General features: G+C 62.5%; 17 protein-coding genes and 1 tRNA gene. 14 read left to right on the top strand and 4 right to left on the bottom strand.

Annotation, left to right across the window (positions count from 1 at the left end; genetic code table 11):
- Positions 1 to 4: 4 nt before the first annotated feature.
- The 5 genes from X750_RS151845 to X750_RS151865 all read left to right on the top strand — a co-directional run bounded on the left by X750_RS151845 (position 5) and on the right by X750_RS151865 (position 6,664).
- Complete coding sequence (locus X750_RS151845; RefSeq protein ID WP_023736727.1) at positions 5 to 1,900, top strand: ABC transporter ATP-binding protein; 1,896 nt, start codon at positions 5 to 7, stop codon at positions 1,898 to 1,900.
- Positions 1,897 to 3,795, top strand: a complete 1,899-nt coding sequence (locus X750_RS151850; RefSeq protein WP_023692891.1) for an ABC transporter substrate-binding protein — start codon at positions 1,897 to 1,899, stop codon at positions 3,793 to 3,795. The genes X750_RS151845 and X750_RS151850 overlap by 4 nt, the downstream gene beginning before the upstream one ends.
- Positions 3,796 to 3,797: 2 nt before the next feature.
- Positions 3,798 to 4,796, top strand: coding sequence for an ABC transporter permease (locus X750_RS151855; protein ID WP_023672136.1), 999 nt, complete (start codon positions 3,798 to 3,800; stop codon positions 4,794 to 4,796).
- Positions 4,793 to 5,974 carry an ABC transporter permease gene (locus tag X750_RS151860; RefSeq protein ID WP_023702557.1) on the top strand — a complete coding sequence of 394 codons (1,182 nt, stop codon included), beginning with the start codon at positions 4,793 to 4,795 and terminating at the stop codon, positions 5,972 to 5,974. The genes X750_RS151855 and X750_RS151860 overlap by 4 nt, the downstream gene beginning before the upstream one ends.
- A 210-nt stretch (positions 5,975 to 6,184) precedes the next feature.
- Entirely contained in the window at positions 6,185 to 6,664 is a 480-nt protein-coding gene (locus X750_RS151865; protein WP_023726700.1) for a class I SAM-dependent methyltransferase, read from the top strand.
- A gap of 15 nt (positions 6,665 to 6,679) precedes the next feature.
- On the opposite strand, the gene X750_RS151870 is transcribed toward X750_RS151865, so the two are convergent.
- Positions 6,680 to 8,095 (bottom strand): adenylate/guanylate cyclase domain-containing protein, encoded by a 1,416-nt coding sequence (locus X750_RS151870; RefSeq protein ID WP_023747413.1) that lies wholly within the window; start codon positions 8,093 to 8,095, stop codon positions 6,680 to 6,682.
- 301 nt (positions 8,096 to 8,396) lie between these two features.
- On the opposite strand from X750_RS151870, the gene X750_RS151875 reads away from it, so the two are divergent.
- From X750_RS151875 to X750_RS151885, 3 genes are all read left to right on the top strand, one after another.
- Positions 8,397 to 9,215 (top strand): hypothetical protein, encoded by an 819-nt coding sequence (locus X750_RS151875; protein ID WP_023747412.1) that lies wholly within the window; start codon positions 8,397 to 8,399, stop codon positions 9,213 to 9,215.
- A 136-nt stretch (positions 9,216 to 9,351) separates the two neighbouring features.
- The gene (locus X750_RS151880) at positions 9,352 to 9,870 is read left to right on the top strand and encodes a GNAT family N-acetyltransferase (protein WP_023698122.1); all 519 of its coding nucleotides are present in this window, start codon (positions 9,352 to 9,354) and stop codon (positions 9,868 to 9,870) included.
- Positions 9,870 to 11,243, top strand: a complete 1,374-nt coding sequence (locus X750_RS151885; RefSeq protein WP_031242816.1) for a hypothetical protein — start codon at positions 9,870 to 9,872, stop codon at positions 11,241 to 11,243. The genes X750_RS151880 and X750_RS151885 overlap by 1 nt, the downstream gene beginning before the upstream one ends.
- 20 nt (positions 11,244 to 11,263) lie before the next feature.
- Here the strand turns inward: X750_RS151885 and X750_RS151890 are convergent, their stop codons facing one another.
- Positions 11,264 to 13,027 carry an adenylate/guanylate cyclase domain-containing protein gene (locus X750_RS151890; protein ID WP_023672129.1) on the bottom strand — a complete coding sequence of 588 codons (1,764 nt, stop codon included), beginning with the start codon at positions 13,025 to 13,027 and terminating at the stop codon, positions 11,264 to 11,266.
- 289 nt (positions 13,028 to 13,316) lie between these two features.
- On the opposite strand from X750_RS151890, the gene X750_RS151895 reads away from it, so the two are divergent.
- Both X750_RS151895 and X750_RS151900 read left to right on the top strand, forming a co-directional pair.
- Positions 13,317 to 16,601 carry an adenylate/guanylate cyclase domain-containing protein gene (locus X750_RS151895; protein WP_023706801.1) on the top strand — a complete coding sequence of 1,095 codons (3,285 nt, stop codon included), beginning with the start codon at positions 13,317 to 13,319 and terminating at the stop codon, positions 16,599 to 16,601.
- A 19-nt stretch (positions 16,602 to 16,620) separates the two neighbouring features.
- Entirely contained in the window at positions 16,621 to 17,301 is a 681-nt protein-coding gene (locus X750_RS151900) for a redoxin domain-containing protein (protein WP_023672127.1), read from the top strand.
- A gap of 20 nt (positions 17,302 to 17,321) precedes the next feature.
- Here X750_RS151900 and X750_RS01000000162880 read toward each other — a convergent pair whose 3' ends face one another.
- Together X750_RS01000000162880 and X750_RS151905 are read right to left on the bottom strand one after the other, a co-directional pair.
- The gene (locus tag X750_RS01000000162880) at positions 17,322 to 19,349 is read right to left on the bottom strand and encodes an SAM-dependent methyltransferase (protein ID WP_245260494.1); all 2,028 of its coding nucleotides are present in this window, start codon (positions 19,347 to 19,349) and stop codon (positions 17,322 to 17,324) included.
- A gap of 323 nt (positions 19,350 to 19,672) precedes the next feature.
- Positions 19,673 to 19,747, bottom strand: a tRNA-Gly gene (locus X750_RS151905).
- A gap of 216 nt (positions 19,748 to 19,963) precedes the next feature.
- Between X750_RS151905 and X750_RS151910 the strand changes: the two genes are divergently transcribed.
- From X750_RS151910 to X750_RS151925, 4 genes are all read left to right on the top strand, one after another.
- Positions 19,964 to 20,461, top strand: coding sequence for a prolyl-tRNA synthetase associated domain-containing protein (locus X750_RS151910; RefSeq protein ID WP_023672125.1), 498 nt, complete (start codon positions 19,964 to 19,966; stop codon positions 20,459 to 20,461).
- Positions 20,462 to 20,541: 80 nt separating this feature from the next.
- Complete coding sequence (trxA, locus tag X750_RS151915; protein WP_023747411.1) at positions 20,542 to 21,549, top strand: thioredoxin; 1,008 nt, start codon at positions 20,542 to 20,544, stop codon at positions 21,547 to 21,549.
- Positions 21,550 to 21,660: 111 nt separating this feature from the next.
- On the top strand, positions 21,661 to 22,332 hold the full coding sequence (locus X750_RS151920) for an LON peptidase substrate-binding domain-containing protein (protein WP_023685086.1): 672 nt from the start codon (positions 21,661 to 21,663) through the stop codon (positions 22,330 to 22,332).
- A gap of 30 nt (positions 22,333 to 22,362) precedes the next feature.
- Positions 22,363 to 22,605 (top strand): Trm112 family protein, encoded by a 243-nt coding sequence (locus X750_RS151925; protein WP_023687636.1) that lies wholly within the window; start codon positions 22,363 to 22,365, stop codon positions 22,603 to 22,605.
- Positions 22,606 to 22,726: the final 121 nt, after the last annotated feature.

Below are 22,726 nucleotides of genomic sequence, written 5' to 3'. Positions count from 1 at the left end.
GGGAATGGATGCAGGCGTTGATCTGCTGCGGATCGAGGATGTTGGCATCTCTTTTGCCATTGTCGGGGGACCGTTGCATGCCGTCAGGCGGGCAAATCTTCGCGTCCTGCCCGGCAAGGTCACCGCACTTGTCGGTGAGTCCGGTTCCGGAAAATCGGTTCTCAGCCAGGCCGTGATGGGCATCTTGCCGAACACGGCCCATGTTCGCGGCCGTATCCTGTTTTCCGATCCCAAAAAGCCCGGCACGACGCAGGATATCCTGCAGATGCCGCGCGACGGACCCGAAATCCGGGCGTTGAGAGGCAGCCGCATCGGCAAGATCTTTCAGGAGCCGATGACATCGCTGTCGCCGCTGCACACGATCGGCAACCAGGTCAGCGAATCCCTGCAGATTCATACGCACATGGATCGGACGGAGCGCAAGGCACGGACCGAGGAAATGCTCGGCCTCGTCGGGTTCCCCAATCCCAAGCGCGCCTACGACATGTATCCGTTCGAACTTTCGGGAGGATTGCGGCAACGCGCCATGATCGCCATGGCGCTTATCTGCCGGCCCGCTCTGTTGATCGCCGATGAGCCGACGACGGCGTTGGACGTCACCATCCAGGCGCAAATCCTGCAATTGCTGCGCGGGCTTCAGACCAAGCTCAACATGGCAATGCTGCTGATCACGCACGACCTCGGGGTGGTTGCCAATGTCGCCGACGAGGTGGTGGTCATGTACCATGGCGAGATCATGGAAGCGGGCCCTGTGGAGGCAATATTCCGCCGGCCAGGCCACCCTTACCTGAAGGGCCTCATGGCAGCCGTCCCGCATTTCGACCTGAAGCCTGGCGAAAGGCTGAAGGCGCTCCGCGAGGTGCCGGTGAATGTCGGGACCCTGCTGGGCAAGCAGACGGCGCCGGAAGCGAAGGGGCCGGACGACATTCTGCTGTCGGTCAGGGATCTGAAAAAGGTCTACACCATCCGCAACTCCGGATGGTTCAGCGGGAGCCATCAGATCTCTGTTCGCGCCGTGGACGGCGTCAGCTTCGACATCAGGCGAGGTGAGTGCCTGGGCCTGGTTGGCGAAAGCGGCTGCGGCAAAACCACCGTCAGCAAGATCCTGATGCGGGCCGTCACCCCTACCGGCGGCTCCGTGATCTTCAACGGCCGCGACGGACCGATCGACGTCCTGGAAGCCGAGGGAGACGCCCTGCGCTTGCTGCGGGCGAAACTCCAGATGGTTTTCCAGGATCCGGTCTCGTCGCTCTCGCCTCGCATGACCGTGGAAAACATCTTGAGCGAGCCGCTGGAAATCCATCAACGTGGCAATGCCGCGTCCCGGCTAGCCACAGTCAAGAGCCTGATGCAGGCAATCGGGCTCGATCCGCGCTTCATCCAGCGTTATCCCCACAGCTTCTCCGGCGGGCAGCGTCAGCGTATCGGCATTGCGCGCGCCTTGGCGCTGGGGCCTGAACTGCTTATCTGCGACGAGCCGGTTTCGGCGCTCGATGTCTCCGTGCAGGCGCAGATCCTGAACCTTCTGAAGGACCTGCAGAAGGAACTGGGCCTGACCTACCTGTTCATATCCCACAATCTGGCGGTGGTGGACTACATGGCGGACCGCATCGCGGTGATGTGCGGCGGGCGTATCGTCGAGCTTGCACCGCGCGAAATTCTGCTCAGGAAACCGATCCACCCCTACACGCGCTCGCTGCTCGCCGCAGTCCCCTTCCCCGATCTCGACCGGCCGATGGATTTCAAGACGCTGAAGCTCGGCGGCGCTTCCGACACCAGCGCATGGGGCCCGCAATTCCGCGACGAGGGCGAAGAGGATATGCTGTCGCCGCTCGATCTCGGCGGCGGCCATCTCGTGCTGGCCCGACGTTCGGCCGATGTCAGCGAGTTACGCCATTGATCAGCCGCCGCACTGTCCTTGGTCTCATGGCTTCGGCATTTCTGCCGGGCACGGCGCGCGCCGGCGATCTGGAGCCGGATTTTCTTCAGCCGCAGCTGAAAGCCAGGGCTCTGCCGCCACTCGCGGAGCGCCTGCCCAAAAGCCCGCGCGCGTTGAACCTCGCGGCGATGGGCCGGCAGCCCGGCCAGTATGGCGGCACGCTGCGTACGATCATCGGCAGCCAGAAAGATATCCGGATGATGACGATCTACGGGTATTCCCGGCTGGTCGGCTATGACGAAAAGCTTAACTTTCAGGCCGACATTCTCGAAAGTTTCGACGTAAAGGATGATCGCGTCTTCACGTTCAAGATTCGTGAAGGCCATAAATGGTCAGACGGCAGCCTGCTGACGCCGGAGGATTTTCGTTATTGCTGGGAAGATGTCTGGCTGAACGATGAGCTTTCGCAAGGGGGGCTCGCCCCTGCCCTGCTGGCGGACGGCAAGCCGCCACGTTTCGAGATCGTCGATCCGTTGACGGTGCGCTACAGTTGGGACGCGCCCAATCCCGACTTCCTGCCCAAACTTGCCGCTGCTTCGCCGACACCGCTTGTTTTGCCAGCCGCCTATCTCAAGCAGTTCCACAAGAAATATCAGGATCCATTCCGGCTCGCCGGCCTGATGAAGGAGAACCGGACCGCAAAATGGACGCTGCTGCACATCCGCATGTCGCGGCAGTATCGCCCGGAGAACCCGGATCTGCCGACACTCGACCCCTGGCAGAACCGGACCAAGCCGCCGGCCGAGCAGTTCATCTTCGAGCGCAACCCGTTCTTTCATCGAACAGACGAGAACGGCCGGCAACTGCCCTATGTCGACCGGATCATCATGAATGTCAGCTCGTCGGCGATCATCTCCGCCAAGACCGGTGCGGGCGAGAGCGACCTGCAATGCATGGGAATCGACTTCAGCGATTACTCCTTCCTGAAGGACGCGGAGAAGCGCTACCCGGTGAAGATGCATCTGTGGAAACGCACACAGGGTTCGCGGCTGGCGCTCATGCCCAATCTGAATTGTGCCGACCCGGTGTGGCGTGGCCTTTTGCGTGACGTGCGCGTGCGCCGCGCACTTTCGCTCGCTGTGGACCGGCGCGAGATCAACATGGCCGTCTTCTACGGATTGGCGCAGGAAAGCGCCGATACGGTCTTGCCGGAGAGCCCGCTCTACCGGCCGGAATTCGCGAAAGCCTGGGTCGCCCACGATCCCGACCAGGCCAATGCACTGCTTGACGAGGTCGGGCTTCAGGCCCGTGACGATGACGGCCTGCGGCTACTTCCCGATGGACGCCCGGCGCAGATCATCGTGGAAACGGCCGGCGAAAGCACGCTGGAAACCGATGCGCTCGAACTCATCACCGATCACTGGCGCAAGATAGGCATCGCTTTGTTCATCCGGACTTCGCAGCGCGACATCTTCCGCAGCCGCGCGCTTGGTGGCCAGATCCTGATGTCGATGTCGTCGGGCATCGACAATGGCGTGCCGACCGCCGACATGAATCCATACCAGCTGGCCCCCACCATCGACGACCAGCTGCAATGGCCGCTCTGGGGCGCTTACTATCTGTCGCATGGCAAGATGGGTGAGGCGCCCGATGTTCCTGAAGTGGTCGAGTTGATGGCTTTGCTCAAGCGCTGGAACGGATCGACCCAATCCAGCGAGCGCGCCGAAATCTGGAACTCGATGCTGTCGATCTACACCGATCAGGTGTTCTCAATCGGTACGGTGAACGAAACACTTCAGCCGATTCTGGTATCCTCGCGGCTGCGCAACCTGCCTGACAAAGCACTCTACGGCTACGACCCGACCTCCTATTTCGGTGTCTACATGCCGGACACATTCTGGCTTGGAGGCTCCTGAGCGTGCTTCGATATCTTGTCTGGCGCATCGCCGTGATGGTTCCAACGCTGCTGGTCATATCGGCGCTTGTGTTCACCATCATCGAACTTCCGCCGGGCGACTATTTCGACAGCTATGTCGCCGAGCTTCGGGCCCAGGGCGAAGCGGTGGATTCCGACCGCATCCAGATGATGCGCAAGGAATATGGTTTCGACCAGCCGCCGGTCATTCGCTACTTCTACTGGGTGGGCGGGATGCTGCACGGCGATTTCGGCTATTCCTTCGAATATGAGCTGCCGGTTCGCGACGTCGTCGGCGACCGAATGTGGCTGACCGTGCTGGTTTCCTTCGTCACGATCATCTTCACCTGGCTCATCGCCTTTCCGATAGGCATGTACTCCGCCACGCATCAATACAGCTGGGGCGACTACGGCCTGACTTTCTTCGGCCTTCTCGGCCTTGCCATTCCGAATTTCATGCTGGCGCTGATCCTGATGTATTTCGCCAACATCTGGTTCGGCACGTCCATCGGCCACCTCATGGACCAGCAATATCTCGGCGAGCCGATGAGCTGGGCCAAGGCGAAGTCGATCCTCGCCCATCTCTGGATCCCGGTCTTGATCATCGGCACCGGCGGCACGGCGAGCATGATCCGGCGGCTGCGCGCCAATCTGCTCGACGAACTGCACAAGCAATATGTCGTTACGGCGCGCGCCAAGGGCCTGCATCCGTTCAAGGCGCTGGTCAAATATCCGCTGCGCATGGCGCTCAATTTCTTCATTTCCGACATCGGCTCGATCCTGCCGGCCATCATCTCCGGCGCTGAGATCACGGCTATCGTTTTGTCTTTGGAAACGACCGGGCCGATGCTGATCAAGGCGCTGCAAAGCCAGGATATGTATCTGGCAGGGTCATTCCTGATGTTCCTTGCCTTCCTGACGGTTATCGGCGTGCTGATTTCCGACCTGGCGCTGGCGCTGCTTGATCCACGAATTCGTTTGCAGGGTGGCAGCACCAAATGAAGCAGGACTCGCCGCTGCCCGCTCCGGGTGCTCCACTGCAACACTACATTTCCGGCGCGCCCTTCGACCTGCAGTCGGTCGAGGCGATGACGCCGGAGCAATCGAAGGTCTTTCAGGCATCGCAGTTGCGGCTGATGTGGTGGAAATTCCGCAAACACCGGCTTGCGCTTATATCCGGCATATTCCTGGCAGTGCTGTATTCCGGGATACTTATCTGCGAGTTCCTGGCGCCCTACAATCTGCACTCGCGCAACATGGACTACATCTATGCGCCGCCGCAGCACGTGCACCTGTTCCACAATGGCGAGTTCGTCGGGCCGTTCGTCTATGGCCGCCAGATGACGCTGGATATGGACACGCTCAAGCGGAACTACATCGAGAACCATGACGACGTTCAGCGGCTCCGTTTCTTCTGCCAGGGCGACACTTATCGGTTCTGGGGCCTGATCGAAGGTGACAGGCATTTTGTCTGTCCTGCCGAAAACGGGCAACTGTTTCTGGCCGGCACCGACAGGCTGGGGCGCGACGTGCTCTCGCGCATGATCTATGGCGCACGCATTTCACTGACTATCGGCCTCGTCGGCATCAGTTTCAGCTTCCTGCTCGGCATCGTCATCGGCGGACTGGCCGGCTATCACGGCGGTATCTTCGACCTGATCGTCCAACGGATAATCGAAGTCCTGCAATCGATTCCCAGCATTCCGCTATGGCTGGCCCTGGCGGCGATCATGCCGATAACCTGGAGTCCGATCCTGATCTATTTCGGCATCACCGTCATCCTCGGGCTGCTCGACTGGACCGGACTGGCGCGCGCCGTGCGTTCAAAGCTTCTGGCCTTGCGCGAGGAGGATTACGTTCTGGCGGCGCAATTGATGGGCGCCGGAAGCAGCCGCATCATCAGGCGGCATCTCATTCCCGGCTTCATGTCGCATCTGATCGCGACGGCGACGCTCTCCATCCCTGGCATGATCCTGGGCGAAACGGCGCTGAGCTTCCTCGGGCTCGGCCTGAGAGCGCCGATCACCAGCTGGGGCATCCTGCTCACCGAGGCGCGCAGCGTCAGCGTGATCGCGTTCTATCCATGGCTGCTTTTGCCGATGCTGCCCGTCATCCTCGTCATCATGGCGTTCAACTTCCTCGGCGACGGCTTGCGGGACGCCGCGGACCCCTACAAGTGAGATCGCCATTCCGCCACGCATAGTGCCGCCGACGCCACCCGGAATGTCGCTTGCCGGCCTCCTGTACGGTTGTTGCACTGTTTATTGTCCGCCCCTATATGTGCCGACTCGCAATCGAGCTTAGCGCGTCAGCTTCGGGATTCACCCGTGAACAATTCTTGTCGCGGGCGTTACCGATCTCTTGATCTGGTTCAGGACACACAATCGCATATGAGTCGCCTCGATAATTTCATCAGCAGGATGACCGCGCAGCGCGACATTCTCAATCGAATCTGCCCCGAGGTGGCGAAGATGGAGGGGCTTGTGCTTGAGCTCGGCCTCGGCAATGGCCGGACATTCCACCATCTGCGCGAGCTTCTGCCCGGGCGCCGGATCGTGGTGTTCGACCGCGAAGTTGGCGCGCACACTAGCTCAATTCCCGAAGCTGAAAACCTCGTGCTCGGCGAAATACGCGAGACGGGCCGCAAGTTCATTGGCATCGAAGCCGCCCTTGTTCATGCCGACATTGGCACCGGCTATGACGATCGCGATGCAGTGACCGCTACCTGGCTTCCCGATCTGATTGCGAGCCTGCTTCGCGTCGGCGGCTTCGCGGTCAGTGGCACGCCGCTCGATCACCCGCTGCTGCAACAGCTCCCGGCGCCCACTTCGGAGCCCGCCGACCGTTATTTCCTCTGCAAGCGCGTGTGAGCGGTAGAGAACTCTTCAGGGGATCGTATAAACCGCAATCTCCCGCTCGATGCCGCGCAGCGAGACCTCGTGCGGCACGGGCGTCAGCGCGTTCCTGTGCAACAAATCGGCAGTGAGATTGTCGTCGACCACCGCACGCGTGGCGAAGATCGCCTGTGCGTTGGCGAGGTTCTGGACCCGCGAAGCAATGTTGACCGTCTGGCCGAAATAATCCTGCCGCTCGTTCATGGACACGGCTATGCAGGGGCCGGCATGAACACCGATCTTGAGCAGAAGGTCCTCGCGCCCGCTTTTGTCATTGAGCGCCCGCATGGCGTCGCGCATCCGCAGCGCCGCGGCAACCGCACGGTCAGGCGTCGCGAAGGTCGCCATCACCGCGTCGCCGATCGTCTTCACAACCGCGCCTGCCTCCGCCGCGACGATCTCGTGCAGAACCTGGAAATGCTCGCGCACGAGATCGAAGGCTGAAAGATCGCCCACCCGCTCGTAAAGCTCGGTCGATCCGCGCAGATCGGTGAACAGGAAGGTCAGGCTGGTGATCTTCAGGCGCTGGTTGATGTCGAGCGTATCCGTGCGATAGAGATCCCGGAACGTCTGGTTGGTGAGCAGGCGCTTGGCGGTCACGAAGGGCCGGCGCTTGCCCAGGAAATCATGCAATACCGGGCAGGCGATGAAGACCGTCGGCAGCACGCGCGTGTCGGTCCTGTTTTCCAGCGAAATGCGCAATGGGCCGGGTTGCATCTCCAGCGTCTGGCTCTGGACATGGTCGCGGTCGAAGGCCAGAGAGAGGTTTCGCCGCTCTTTTGCCGGTTCGCCCTTCGCGTCGATGAACTGGGCCGAATGCGTGACCGGCTCGAAGACGATGATGAATTGGGGCGGAAGCTGGATGTGCAGAACCGCCTTTTCACCGGGCGCAAGCTCGATATCTTCCAGCGAGAACGCTTCCATCTTTTCCGCCAGATCCTCGTCCGGCAGATCGGCCCCGGACGCCCAGTAGATCTGGCGGTAATATTCCACCAACGGCAGTTCGTGTGGATTGTGGGCGGCAATCCTGCGCACGCGGGGACTGACGGTGAATGTCACCTCGACCATCTCGTCGAGGGTCGGCGAATAGCCCTGGGAGCACAGCGCGCAGGTGTATTCGTCCTTCTGCATGGTTTTCAGCGTGGCGTTGGTGTCGAGCACGCCGCCACAGCCGGGGCACAGAACATTCCAGGAAATGTCGAAGATGCCCACCCGCGCCGCATGGAGAAAGGCGCTTATGGTGCGTTCCTCGTCGAGGCCATGCTTGCTGGCGAAGGCCAGCGCATTGATCCGGCAAAGTTCGCGGTCCTTGCCCTCGGCGATGGTTTGCCGGATTGCGTCGATTGCCTGCGGATCGACATCGGTCGATTGCCGCAGAAGCGAGAACAGATCCTGAGCTTCGGTCATCGTGCAGGCTCCGGAAATTGCGCCGTTAGGGCATGATGCCGAAAAGTGTGAAGCGGTTTTCGGACGACATCATGCTCTATTTCCTGATTTAGAGGCGGATTCAGATTTCAGGTCGGACAGACCTGAAATCATCCGGCTCTAGGCGTGTTGGCCGGACCGATCTTCGACCCGAACGCTCCATCATACTGCGAAACGGACCGTACGGCCATTCGAATGGACAAGCCTGGTGACAGGTCAATTTCCATTTGTTGAATTCCAAACTATGATAGCCCATGGGGCATTCATCTCTGGGGTTTTCTCCATGCCGACACGCGACAACCCGCCATTTCCGGCGGCCCTTCGCCTTTTCTCGGCGGGGGTCATCATCGTCCTGATCGTTGGGGCCGGCCTGTTTTTCGCGCCTGCGCTGGTCAAGCCGCGCTGGCCCTGGGCCGTCACGCCGTTCAATGCCCGCTTCCTCGGCGGCTTCTACACCGCCGAAATGGCAGTGATGGCGGCGCTGCTGGTCTGGAATCGCTGGTCGCCCGGCAGGCTCGTGCTGGTCATGGCCTTCATTTTCACCGTCATCGTGTCGGCGGCTTCGTTCATCAATCTCGGCTATTTCAACTTCGAGCGCAAAGCCCCCTGGCTCTGGTTTCTGGTCTATCTTGCGTCAGCCGCGGTATCCGGGCTGTTCCTGTGGCGGGCAAGGGCCCGCCCTTCTGCAAAAGGCGTGATCTTAAACCCCGCATGGCGCGCCTACCTAGCGGTGGAAATGACGATCCTCGGGGTCTACGGCGTCGGCCTGTTGCTGTTTCCCCTGACATTCGGTGGCTTCTGGCCATGGCCGATCGATGCTTTTCACGCCCAGGTCTACAGCGCCATCTTCCTCGCGGGTGCAGGCGGCACCTATCTCGTCTGGAGAAGTGCGCCGCGTGAGGAATTGCTGGTGCTCGGCCTGGCGCAGTTTCTGGTTGGCCTGCTTGCCGTCCTTGGCCTCGTCATCACCGACGCCGCCGTGCACCGGATCGACTGGACGGCGGCCGGGACATTGTGCTGGCTCGCCCTTTTCGGCTGGATCGGCATCAGCGGTATCCTCAAACTCTGCGCCGCCCCCCGGCATTTTGCGCAATCGGCATAGGTCGCAGAGACGGCTGGATTTTCAGGTGACGTCCGGTGCATCGTGCCGGGCATATTGCCTCTGTCCTTTGTTCTGACGCAATTCCGGATGGAAAACCGCTCACACTTTTCCTGGAATTGCTGTAGCCGGAAAAGCCATGACCAGCACGCCACCCCTAGAGAAAATCCAGCCGCAGCTCCGGGCCGTCCGGCCAAGCGATGCCGAGGCGCTGTGCGCTATCTTCAATATGCCGGGGTTCCGCTGGGGCACGCTCAGGATGCCGTTCGAGATGGTGGAGCAGGTGGAGCGGCGCATCGCCAAGTCCGGCCCGGAAACCACCTGGATCGTTGCGGAGCTGGACGGCAAGGTTGTCGGCCATGGCAGCCTGGTCGCGCAGGGTTCGCCGCGCCGCTCGCATATCGGCGAGATCAATATCGGCCTTGACGATGGCTTTGTCGGCAGAGGCATCGGCTCTGCCATCCTTGGCGCGCTGCTTGACGTGGCCGACAACTGGCGCGCCCTGAAGCGGGTCGAATTGAGCGTCTATGCCGACAACGAACCGGCCATCCGTCTCTACACAAGCCACGGCTTCGAGGTCGAGGGACGGCATGTGAAGGCCGGTTTTACCGACGGGCAATACCACGACCTCCTGAGCATGGCCCGGCTGCGGTTCTGATGACCACCGTCCCTGCCCTTGCCCCTCCGGTGGAAATTTTGGCCGTGCTGTCGCTGCTCTGTCCGGAGGTCGTGCGTGACATCGAGCAGAACTGGAATGCGCCGGTTTCCGATTATGCCCGCCATCTGTGGCGGCCGGTGGCAAGGCCTGGATCGGCCCTGTCGATCGCTGCCCGCTCGATCCTGCGCGACGTCCTGCAGCAGCGCCTCGGTGCGATCATGCAGCCCGAAGCGATCGACAAGGCCCTCGACGAATTCGACCACAGACCGGTTATCCAGTCCGGCCTGCACTGCCTGCTTCTGATGGATCGCATCACCTTCGATGCCCTGCTGCTTGCCTGGCTCGGCGCGGTCGAAAACGGGCTGTCGGCTTTTTTCGGCTTCATGGGAACGACCATGACCATGGAGACAACCGGCCGGGAGGGGCCGGGATGGCTCGATGTCGGCGACGATAAGGTCAATTTGTTTGGCATGGGGCGCCACAAACTGTGCCGCAAAAGCGCCTGCGCGGCCGGTCCCGTTACCCTCAACGGGCGCGCGCTCGAAACGGTGGGCAATGAGACGGATGCCAGAAGCTGGCTGGGCACGCTGCTTGCCAGCCAGGAAAAGGTGTTTGCAACCGCCGCCGATGCGCTGACAGAACTCAACGAGGATCTGGTCGCCGATTGGGATCGTTCCGGCATGGCTCGGCCGGTTTTCATCGATGATAGGCTGGCCGCGACTGTCGTGTCGCGGCATCTGGAAGATGAAGGCAGCCTTCTTTCCAGGCTGCTCCTCGAGCCCGCAAGGCGCCGGCGTCTCGACCATGCCTTGCAAGAAGCCGCATCGGGCCCATTTGGCAGGTTCCTGCCCAATGCCACGGCCTATTTCTGGGGCATCCGCGAGCAGCGCGTGCGCAAGCTCGTCCTCGAGAACGGGCGGCTGATCGAGCCTGACAGGCCGCATGGTCTTTCCATCCCGTTCGAGCGGCCGCATCTCCAGCAGGCACTGCTCGACGGCATGCTTTTGCCGGACTTGTTCCTGATGTTCCTCGCCCTTGCCATATTGCCGCGCGTGCGGGTTGTGGGCGGCCTGAGACAGATTGGCTATGTCGCGCTTTTCCACTCGATCCTGCTGGCTGCGCTTGATGAAAACGCGCCAGAAGAGCGCGATCTGGCCGCCGAGCTGCAGGTTCGGGAAAATGCCTGGGGCATGCGGGTCATCGATGAAAAGATCTCGGTCCGCGAGCAGCTTGCCAGCCTGCCGGAAGGAGCGCTCTTCCCGGACCTGCTGCGGCAATACCGGTTGCGGACATTTGCCGAGACGACCGATGACCTGAAACCGGTCCGCGAAAACGCCCGATGGCGCAAGATCGGCCGGGCCTCAGGCCTCTGACCCGGCCGGGCTTTAGCCCGTCATTGCACCACACCGGCCTTGCGGAGCCCCTCGACCATGAGTTCGAAATCGGCAGGGTTCTTGTAAGGCAAGACCTTGCGACGGTGTTCCAGCGAATAGGCGGGATTGACGCGAAGCAGGTCCTGCCATGCCGCATGGGCCTGCTCCAAACGGCCCAGATGGCCGTAGCATGCCGCCAGAAGCGCACGCGAGACGTCGGTGACAGCGTTGCGAGCCAGCCGTTGCAGCAAGAGGTCGACGGCCTCTTCGTACCTTCCCAGCTGAAACGATGCCAAAGCCTGGAAGTGCAGAAGCACATCCGGAAAGTATGGATTCAAGGTCTTTCCCCGGGCGAAACTCTCTAGCGCCTCCGCGGGTCTACCCGAATAATACAGCGCCTCGCCGCGGGCGACGTGCGCTTCGGCGAAGTTCGGATTGAGGGCTATCGCGCGCTCGACCTCGCCGATGGCTTCATCGTGCCGTCGTGTGTAAAGCTTGGCCGATGCCAGCGCCCAGTGCGCCCAGGGATCGCTGTCATCCAGCGTTACCGCTCGCGTTGCTGCCTCTTCCGCTTGCGCCATCGAGTCCAACGCACCCCACCTGTTGAGGTAATCGAGCCCGTGCGTGAGGGCTAGGAAAGCGTGGGCAGAGGCAAATTTCGGGTCCAGTTCGATGGCCCGCTGCAAGAGCTCGCGGGCCGCGACGTTCGTGTCCTTCGTCAGCCGGTGCCACAGCTCCCGGCCCCGCAGGAAACAGTCATACGCCTCCGGGTTGCGCTGGTGTTCGGGCGCCAGCCGCAGACGGTCGTCCTCGGTTAGATTGAGCGCCAGCGCACCGACGATGTGCTGCGTCACGTCATCCTGCACGGCGAATATGTCGGTCAGATCGCGATCGAACCGCTCCGCCCAAAGATGGCCGCCTGAGATTGCATCGATGAGCTGCGCGGTGATGCGTACCTTGTTCCCCGACTTGCGTACGCTTCCTTCAAGGACATAGCGCACGCCGAGTTTCGTACCGACATCCTGCACATGGACGTTCTGGCCCTTGAAGATGAAGGACGAATTGCGAGCGATGACGAAGAGCTGTGACAGTTTGGACAGCGCCGTGATGATGTCTTCGGAGATGCCGTCGGCGAAGTAGTCCTGTTCGGCATCACCGCTCATATTGGCGAACGGCAGCACGGCGATCGACAGTTTCGGCGGCGCTGCCGCAGCCGGAGGGCTCGTAGGGGTTTGCGAGGTCGCGGCCACCTTGGCCCCGGCGCCGACCTGCAGCGAATACACCCGGATCGGCTCGGCGATGTTCTTGAGCTGTGTGCTGCCGAGATCGCTGACCGAGAGGTCAAGCCTGGCCTTGACCTGGCGATAGGCATCCTCGGACAGGCAGATGGCGCCGGGCGCCGCAACGCCCTCCAGACGCGAGGCGATGTTGACGCCGTCACCCATCAGGTCGCCATCGCTCTCTTCGACCACGTCGCCCAGATGGATGCCTATCCTGAACTCGATGCGGCGCTCCTGCGGTACGCCGGCATTGCGCTCAACCATACCGTTTTGAATCTCAACGGCGCAGCGCACGGCATCGACCACACTGCGAAACTCAACCAGTGCCCCATCTCCGGTACGCTTGATAACCCGCCCGTGGTGCACTGCGATGATCGGATCGATCAGGTCGCTGCGCAGTGCTCGCAACCGCGCCAAGGTACGATCTTCGTCCGCGCTCGCGAGCCGGCTGTATCCGACCACATCTGCAGCCAGGATTGCGGCCAGCTTACGGTTCTCGCTCATGGGTCGCCTCCTCATCTCCATCATAGCAGGAAGACGGCGGGACGAGGGAATTTTCGCAAATCACGGCCACGCGGCCGCCCGTATCGGCAGTGCTCCACCGCCAACCCAGACCGATGCCCATTTGTGCTGCCGCTTGCCGGTTGACGACTATCGGTTCATCCTTGTGAATACCCCGGCCGTGACGAGCGTGGCGAGATCACGCGTCATGGCCCAAGGTCAAAGAGATAGAGCATGATGTCGTCCGAAAACCGCTTCACACTCTTCGGCATCATGCTCTGGTGAGGTGTCCATGAACTGCTCTGGCTGCGGTTTCGAGATCGAGGGCGGTTACGCCTTCTGTCCGAAGTGTGGCCGCCGCCAGCCCGTGCCATGCGCCAGTTGCGGCTACGCCTGCGCACCTGATTTCGAGTTCTGTCCTAAATGTGGGGCAAGCGTGGGTGCGTCCGCAAAAGCTGCCGAACGGCCTGCTCCGACACCAAGCCGCACCATTGCGCAGCCCTCTCGAGCTCCGTCGCCGAACATCGAAAGCGAAGAGGGGCCGCATTCCGTCTCCGACGCCGATCGACGAACGGTAACGGTGCTGTTCGCCGATCTCTGCGGCTTCACGACACTCAGCGAGCAGCTCGACCCCGAGGTCATGCAGGCGCTGCAGAACGAACTGTTCAAGGAATTGACGGCGGCCGTGCAAGGCTTTGGTGGTTTCGTCGACAAATTCATCGGCGACGCTCTGCTCGCCTTGTTCGGTGCGCCGGTCGCGCATGAGGACGATCCGGAACGTGCGCTTCGAGCCGCTCTCGACATGATCGCCCGGACGGCGCGGCTCGGTGAAAGCACCCGCCACTCCGGCTCGCCGCTGCTGCTCCACATAGGCATAAACACGGGTCCGGTCGTTACTGGCGGATTGGGCATCGGCACCGCCAAATCCTATTCGGTGACCGGCGACACGGTGAATACGGCGCAACGCCTGCAATCGCTGGCTGCACCGGGTGAGGTGCTGGTGGGCGAACTCACGCACAGGCTGACCCGGCATGCCTTCTCGTACGAGTCGCTGGGCGATGTCGTCTTTCGCGGCAAGGCTGGCAGTGTGCTCGTCCACCGACTGGATGCACCGCTTGCGGCGCCGCGTGCAGCGCGCGGGCTCGAGGCGCTCGGCCTCAGTGCGCCCATAATAGGTCGTGATGCGGAGCTCAACAGAATGCTGGCGAGCCTTGACTTGGCGTGCGGCGGCTCGGCCCAGCTTGTCCGCCTCGTCGGCGAAGCCGGTATCGGGAAGTCGCGGTTGGTGAAGGAGTTCGTCGCCCGCGTCGGCGACGAGGATCGTTTTCGCAACGTCGCCGTGCGGCAGGCCACGTGCTCACCGCTGGGTGAACAATCATTTGGCGCCCTGGGTGCAGTGGTGCGCAGCGCTGCCGGGATGATGCAAAACGACAATGGGGACGAAATGCGGGGCAAGCTCGCAGCCTTGCTTGCCGATCTCGGCCTGCAGGGCGAGGAGGCGAAGCGGCTGATGCCTTTGCTCTACCATGTGCTTGGCCTCGGCGACCCCGATGCCACCTTGCAGCATGTCGAGCCCGAGCAGCTGCGGCGGCAAATTCTCTACGCGGTCCGCACAATCATGGAACGGCGGCTTGCGTTGTCGCCGCTGTTGATTGTCGTCGAAGACCTGCACTGGGCCGACTCCGTCTCGCTCGAGGCACTGCGTTTCGTGATGGACAGACTGGAACGCACGCGGCTGATGTTGCTGGTCACGCATCGTCCGGCGTCGGACAACGACCAACTCGACTCAAGTCGGGTCAGCCACACAGCGCTCAGGCTTTCGCCGCTCGACAGCGATGACGGACGCCGCCTGGTGGCGGCGCTTTTCGGCGAGAGCTGGGTAAACGCCGCAGGAGGGCTTCTCGACCAGATCCTCGAGCGCGCGGGCGGCAACCCGCTTTTCTTGGAGGAGATCGTTCGCGGCCTTATCGATCGCGGTGTATTGGTGCGCGAGGGCCAGCAATGGCGGACCGTGGCAGGCGAAGTCGCAACCGGCATCCCCGCCACGATCCAGGCAATGTTGCTTGCTCGCGTCGACCGGCTGCCGCAAGGGGTGCGCCGGTTGGCCCAGGAAGCCGCGGTAATCGGCCCGCGCTTCGATGCCACGCTTCTGAAAGCCGTGGCAGCCGACCCCGGCCGACTGGAAGCGGGCTGCGAACTGCTTTGCGATGCGGAAATCATCGAGGAAGTTGCCGGATCAGGCTCGGTCTCGTCGCAAAGCTACCGCTTTACACAAACATTGCTGCAGGACGTGATCTACCAGAATCTGCTCCTGCAACGCCGGACCGACATCCACGGCCGGGTAGGTGCCGCCCTGGAGCAACTGTGCGGCGACAAGCCGGAACGGTTCGAGGATCTGGCCGTGCTCGGTCACCATTTCGCTCAGAGCGCCGAGCGGGAGAGGGGCGCGCATTACCTGCAGGCGGCGGGAGATCGCGCTCGCATGATATACGCCAATGACGACGCCCTTCGTTTCTACGAGCGAGCACTGACTGCGTTGGGCGCGATCGGGCAAACACCGCTCAAACTGGCAATTGCAGAGCGCATTGCCGATTTGAGCGGCCCGGCAGGCCGCCGCGAGATTGCACACCGCCACTACGAGGCGGTGCTGCAGGCCTATCGCGAGTCAGCCGATCGTGTCGCGGCGGCGCGCGTTTTGCGCAAGATCGGTCGGCTGTTTTGGGACGTGGGCAAGCGGGACGACGCGGAATCGCGCTACGCTGAAGCGGCAGCGCTCCTCGATGGAGCGGATGCCCCGATCGAGCAGGCGCATCTCTGGCAAGAACGTGGCCGACAGGCGTTCCGCAGCGGAGATCACACTCTCGCGGCAAAATGGGCAGACGCGGCGCTGGATTGCGTACGCTCTCTGACAACGGAACATGTCTCCGATGATGCCACCCTCGTGACCGCCGAGGCACTTAATACCAAGGCTGTTGCGCTGGCTCGCCTTGGGCGAAACCATGAAGCCGTGCGTGAGGTTGAGCGCAGCATTGAATTGGCCGAAGCCGCCGGTCTGCTGGGCGCGGCCTGCCGCGGCTACACCAATCTCGGGGTGCTCTACACGACCATCGATCCGGCGAAGGCGATGGAGGTCTGTCGGCGCGGTCTTGAAGTGGCGCGCCGTATTGGCGATTTGGGTTTCCAGGCGCGCCTCCTCGCCAATCTGGCGGTAGCTTGTTGTACTTTCACGGATCGCTGTCCAACGGAGGGCGTGCCTGCTGCCGAGAAGGCCATCGAGATTGACCGGGCGCTCGACCAGCGCGAGCACCTGCCAGTGCCGTTGATCGTGCTTGGGCAGATCCACCAGTGCAACGGCCATCCGGAACTGGCGATCGGCTTGTTCCACGAAGCACTGGAGGTAGCCCGCGAAACGGGCGAGCCCCAACTGCTGTTTCCGTGCTATGATGGACTCGCAACGCTTAATCTCGACCTCGACAATCTGGCCGAGGCCGAACGCTACTTTTCCCTGGCGCAGGGTATATGCGCCCAGCACGGGCTCGACCCGGAAGCGCTTGTGGTGCTGCCTTTTCTCGACTAGCCGGGATAGGGGGTTGGACATGTCCGCGCCTAGTGGATTGATACCGCTTCAACCGGGCGACCGGGCGCCGAACCTGATACTCGACGCCATTACCCAGGAAGGCAAGATTGCGCTTGACGACTTTCGCGGGCAAAAACCGGTGCTGGTCGGCCTGTTTCGAGGTCTGCATTGTGCGTTTTGCCGGCGCCACATCGCCGCTCAGGCGCGTCTCGATCCGGAGCTGCGCGAAAAGGGCGTGGAGAGCCTGACGGTGGTCAACACGCCGATCGAACGGGCGCGGCTCTATTTCCGCTACCATCCAATGCCGAACCTGCTTGCGGCGTCGGACCCGGAACGCGCTTCACATCGTGCTTTTGGACTGCCCAATCTCGAATTCACCGAGAACGAGACGAACTGGCCGTACAAGGTCGCGATGGCAGCGGCACAGGACATGCGGGTCGACATACCTGGCGAATTGCCCGGTCCCATGGATCCGATGACAGCCGCCGCAATCCTCGACAAGAAGGACCACTACGAACTGACCGAAGCCGACGAGCAGATGATGGCCACGGGACACGGACAACTGGTTGGTCAGTTCCTGCTGGACCGGCAGGGGATCGTCCGCTGGAGCTTCACGGAGGTCCCGGAGGGTGGGCGATACATGTTTGGCGCCCCAAACCCGAAGGAGCTGATGTCAGCCGTGTCGCAAGTCGCCCAATAATGAACTGACAAGTTCACCGTTTATCCGAGCACGGCCTCGACAGTGGCGACAAAGTCATCGAGCGAGCGGTCGCCGCGAATCTCGATGCGCGGAAGGTCGATGAGATCGCTATGGAGGTCCGCCGGCCCGTGCCTGCGGCCGAAGCCTACTCGATAGCCGCACTCCCTAGCCAGCCGGCCAAGCCGTCGGTCGGTGACGGAGAAGGGGGCCGCGAACGCCCTGGTTGGCCGGCCGGTCCAGCGTTCGATGAACAGACGAGAGCGCAGGAGCTCGGCGGCCAGGTCAGCGCTCGACAGACCATCTATGGCGCGATGCGTCGCCATGTGGCTGCCGAAGAAGGCGCCTTCGGCAGCGAGGCGTCGCACCGTCCCGGCGCCCATAAGCGGCGTCGGCGGACCGATGTCGGTGTCCCACTTTGCACTTTCGCCCACCAGGTCCGTCACCAGGAACACTTCCGCGTTCAGGTCGTTGGCGCGCAAGATCGGCCAGGCATGGTCGGCGAAGTTCTGGAAGCCGTCATCGAAGGTGATGAGCACCGGGCGGCCGACGAAAGGCTGACGGTTGGCGATGGATGCTTCCAGCTGCTCGGAGCCAATGGCGTGAAAGCCATTGGCGCGCAGCCATCCCATCTGGCTGGCGAATGCGGCGGGCGTGAGCCGAAAGCGAGCGAGCGCGGCCGGACCTTCATCGGCAACGCCGTGATACATGAGGACAGGGATATGCTGGCGCTGCTCGTTACGTGCGACGTCGCGGCGCAAGGCTCGCGCCCCACCCCAGACGATATTTCGCGCGACGCCGATTTCGATGGGCGCGCGGATCGGCACATGATCGATCACCGGGTCCGTCGCCACATCGCCCGGCGATAGGCGGCGGAAGCGGTCTATGCGGTAGAGCTCGGTCTGGATCGATTGCTCGAGCACCAGGCCTTCGGTCGCTGCCAGCGTCTCGGAGATCGCCTGGGCACCGAATGTGTTCCAGTCGAAGCCCGTCTTTTCGACATTGTCACGCAGCACGAATGCGTGTGCGCTGATGAAACTACCGCCAGGCGCCAACGCCTCGGCGAATTTCTTGGCGATGCGCCGCAACTCGGCGAGATCGTCCAGATAGTAGAGCACCTCCGAACAGAAGATCAGATCCATCTCACCCGGCAGCGTGTCGGCAGCGAAATCGAGTACGCCGAACTCGACATTCGCCTGATTGTTGCATCGGGCGCGGGCTCGCTCGATGGCTATGGCGGAGATGTCGGTTGCGGTCAGATGGCCCACGCGCGGCGCCAGCTGCCGCGTGAAATGGCCCTCCGCACAGGCCAGCTCAAGCGCCCGGCCGATGGGACCGGCAGGCAGGATCTCGATCTGCCGCTCATATTTTTCCTGCTCATAGAGCGAGCTGTAGTTCCAGGGATCCTCGGTCGCGAAATAGCTGTTCCAGAACGCCGTGCGATCCTCGTCGTGCTTGTCCGCGACCCGTGCGCGGCGCGGCGTAACAGGCTCTGACGGTTCAGCGCTCGACCGAACCAGGTCATGCGCCTGTGCGGCCAATTGCGCGAGTTTGCCGAAGTGGCTGTCCTGATCGGGCTCGCTTCCCGCCATGGCAAACGATACCTCGGCTGCAGGCGTGTTTGACGTGGTCGCGCCGGCGCCCTTTTGCGGTCCAGGCGATCCTCCCGCAAGCCGCTCAGCAGGCACTACATCCAGGATCAATTCAATCCAATGATCGCTCGTCACCGTCCCGAGTGCACCGAACTGCACGACAGCCTCGATCCGGCCATCCAGCATCAGATGGGCATAGATCTGATCGATGCCTTCCGGCAGTTCGGTCGCGGTCGGATTGCGAGCGTCGACGCGAATTCCGAGCGTTCGCGCCAGCCTGCGCGGCGTGGCAAGATCGTCGGGTTCGAGAAGCATTTGCTCAAGCTGGTACTGGACGCGGCGAGCCGCTGCGGGATTGTCCCAGATCTTGCCGAGTTCGATGATCAACGCGGTGGTTGCGCTGCCGAACCTCGCCCATCCGGCAGCCAATTGCGCCGGCACCGACAGGCTTCCTGCCATGAGGCCATCGAAGATTACCTTGGCAATCTCATGCGCCCACTTGCGTCCCGCCGGGAGTGCGCGCAGGGGCTGCGGGTTGATCAAGCGCGAGCCTGAGCCGCATTCGGACGCGGCGTTCCGCAACGCCAGCCAAGCAAGCGCTTCAGATGCGGTGCCGCCTTTCGCCGAAATTGAACCCGAGGGATTGTGCGCCACGCCGTCTTACCTGCGCCTGGTTCTGAGGGAGAACAAGTGTTCCGCAACGCGCTTACATCGCCGGTCTGGAAAAAGCAAAAGGCGCCCCGAAAGGCGCCTCTTCATCGCTTGATTCCCCTAGAGGAAACTGGAGCGGGTGAAGCGATTCGAACGCTCGACCCCAACCTTGGCAAGGTTGTGCTCTACCCCTGAGCTACACCCGCTCACACGGCCCTTTGGCCGCAAGCCGGGCCTATATGGCTGAAGAGCGCGGCGATTGCAACAGGGAAATGACGGGCTTTTTGGTCGCGCCAAATCGCTTGGCGGAACCTTGTCGGCCACGCGGGTGGTTCATCGACTTCCCGCATGACGGTCTTGTCTCGGCGGCATCATTGGCCGTAAACGGCTTTGCCGCGCGCCGATACAGGGAAAGACCACCAATGCCGAAGACCGAAGCCGAGCTTTTCGCCTTTCTTGCCGATCTCGGCATATCAGTGTCGACCGTGCGCCATCCGCCGCTCTATACGGTGGCCGATTCGCAGTCGCTGCGCGGCGAGATACCGGGCGGGCACACGAAAAATCTGTTTCTCAAGGACAAGAAGGACAATTTCTTCCTGGTCAGCGTCGGCGAGGAGGCGGTCGTCGACCTGAAGCAGATCCACACGATGATCGGCGCCGCCGGCCGGGTGTCGTTCGGCAAGCCGGAGATGCTGATGGAGCTGCTCGGTGTCATTCCGGGCGCGGTCACCGTGTTCGGGCTGATCAACGACACCGAAAGACGGGTCAAAGTGGTGCTCGACCAGGATTTGATAGCACATGCGACAGTCAACGCGCATCCGCTGACCAATGAGGCGACGACGTCGATCGCGTCCGCCGACCTCATCAGATTCGTCGAGGCAACCGGACATGATGCTGCTATCTTGAAAGTCTCGGCTTGATCGCCACATGGATGGCGAAAACTGACCTCTAGTTAAGGACGTCGCGCTGCTCCGCTGGGCGCGATCGGAAGGGCGACGACATGAGCGACAACAACAATCCGTTTGGCGGCCAATTCGGCGGCAATTCTGGCCAGTACACCACGTCCGTGCAATATGGCGGCGCCGAGCCGGCCAAGTCGGCACTTGGCCCGACACCCGGCGCAGCACCTGCCGCTGGCGAGCTGATCAAGGACACCACGACCGCCACTTTCGCCGCCGACGTCATCCAGGAATCGCGCAAACAGCCGGTACTGGTCGATTTCTGGGCGCCGTGGTGCGGGCCCTGCAAGCAGCTCACGCCGCTTCTGGAAAAGGCGGTCAAGGCCGCCGGCGGCAAGGTCAAGCTGGTCAAAATGAACATTGACGATCATCCCTCGATCGCCGGCCAGCTCGGCATCCAGTCGATCCCGGCGGTCATCGCCTTCAAGGACGGCCAGCCTGTCGACGGCTTCATGGGCGCCATCCCCGAGAGCCAGATCGCCGAGTTCATCACCAAGGTCGGCGGCAAGGGCAATGGCTCGCCGCCGGTGGCCGAAGCACTGGCCGCGGCGGCGGAAGCGCATGCGGCGGGCGATGCGCAGACCGCAGCCGACATTTACGACGCCATCCTGGCGCAAGCGCCGGAGACGATCGAGGCGATTGCCGGGCTGGGCGAGCTTCTGTTCGAGGCCGGCGACAGCGACGGCGCCGAGGCGCTGCTGGCAACGGCGCCGGAGGCCAAGAAAAATGCGCCGGCACTTGCCGCGCTGCGTGCCAAGATGACGCTGGCTGCGGAAGCGGCAGCACTTGGCAATCCAGCTGAATTCGAGCAGCGACTGGCCGCCAATCCCGGCGACCACCAGGCGCGTTTCGACCTCGCCATGATCCAGAACGCCAGGGGCGAGCGCCATGCGGCGGCCGACAATCTTCTGGCGATTATAAAAGCCGACCGGACGTGGAACGAGGACGGCGCCAGGGCGCAGCTGCTGAAACTGTTCGAGGCCTGGGGCATGACCGACGAGGCGACGCTGGCGGCACGGCGCAAATTGTCGTCGCTGCTGTTTTCCTGAGCCGTTTGCCGGCCAAATTGCCGGGGCGTGGCTGTCGGGCCTTGCGGTCGGCGGCCGCCGCGCCAGATTAGGCCGATAACATCGCGCCCGAAGCGGGTCGGAGGAGTGAAGGTGCAGGTCGGAAACGCATTTTACCGGGTCGGCAAGGATCTGCCGGCAACCATTCCGGTGTTTCCGCTTGCCGGCGCGCTGCTGCTGCCGGGCGGGCGCATGCCGCTCAACATCTTCGAGCCGCGCTACCTGCAGATGGTGGATGAGGCGATCGCCGGCGCGCGGCTGATCGGCATCGTCCAGCCCAGCCTCAATGGCGCGTTGCGCGCCGACGGGGAGCCGGAACTGTGCAATGTCGGCTGCGCCGGGCGCATCATCTCGATGGCCGAGAGCGGCGACGGCCGCTATCTGGTTTCGCTGCAGGGCGTCTGCCGTTTCCGCATCACCAGCGAATTGCCGGTGAAGACGCCTTTCCGGCAATGCAAGCTGGCGCCGTTCCTCACCGATCTTGCCGAAGACCAGGCGGCAAGCGAGGTCGACCGGCCGGCGCTGTTGAAAGCGTTTCGCGCTTATCTGCAGGCCAACGATCTCGAAGCCGATTGGGAAAGCGTCAGCCGCGCCGAGAACACCATGCTGGTCAATGCGCTGTCGATGATGGCGCCCTACGGACCGGCCGAGAAACAGGCGCTGCTGGAGGCGCCCGACCTGAAAGCCCGCGCGGAGACGCTGATCGCCATCACCGAAATGGCGCTGGCGCGCGAGAATGAGGACTTTGGCTCCAGCCTGCAATAAGGGCTGAGCCGATGGCTGAAGGGGGATCCAATGGCTGCGGATGGGCGTGACGGCAAGTCGGTCAATGTCGATCCAAAATTGCTGGAGCTGCTGGCCTGCCCGCTGACCAAGGGGCCGCTGGCCTGGGACCCGGTGCGCGGCGAGTTGATCTCGCGGATCGCCAAGCTCGCTTATCCCGTGCGCGACGGCATCCCGATCATGCTGCCCTCGGAGGCGCGGACGATTTCGGCGGAAGACGTGCTGTCGCCGCCGCGATTGGGTGGGCCGGGCTGAGGGACCAGGGGTGGTTCAAACGGACCTCAGCCTAAGAAGCCATTCTGTTGGCGATCCTTCGCGCCCCCCTCTGCCCTTGCCGGCATTAATGTCATGGGCTCCCGACCGCCCTGCACTTGCC

The organism is Mesorhizobium sp. LNJC391B00 (genome assembly GCF_000502535.1).
Taxonomy (GTDB): Bacteria; Pseudomonadota; Alphaproteobacteria; order Rhizobiales; family Rhizobiaceae; genus Mesorhizobium.
Note: the sequence above shows the minus strand (reverse complement) of the source record. Positions and strands in the feature narration are given on the sequence as shown.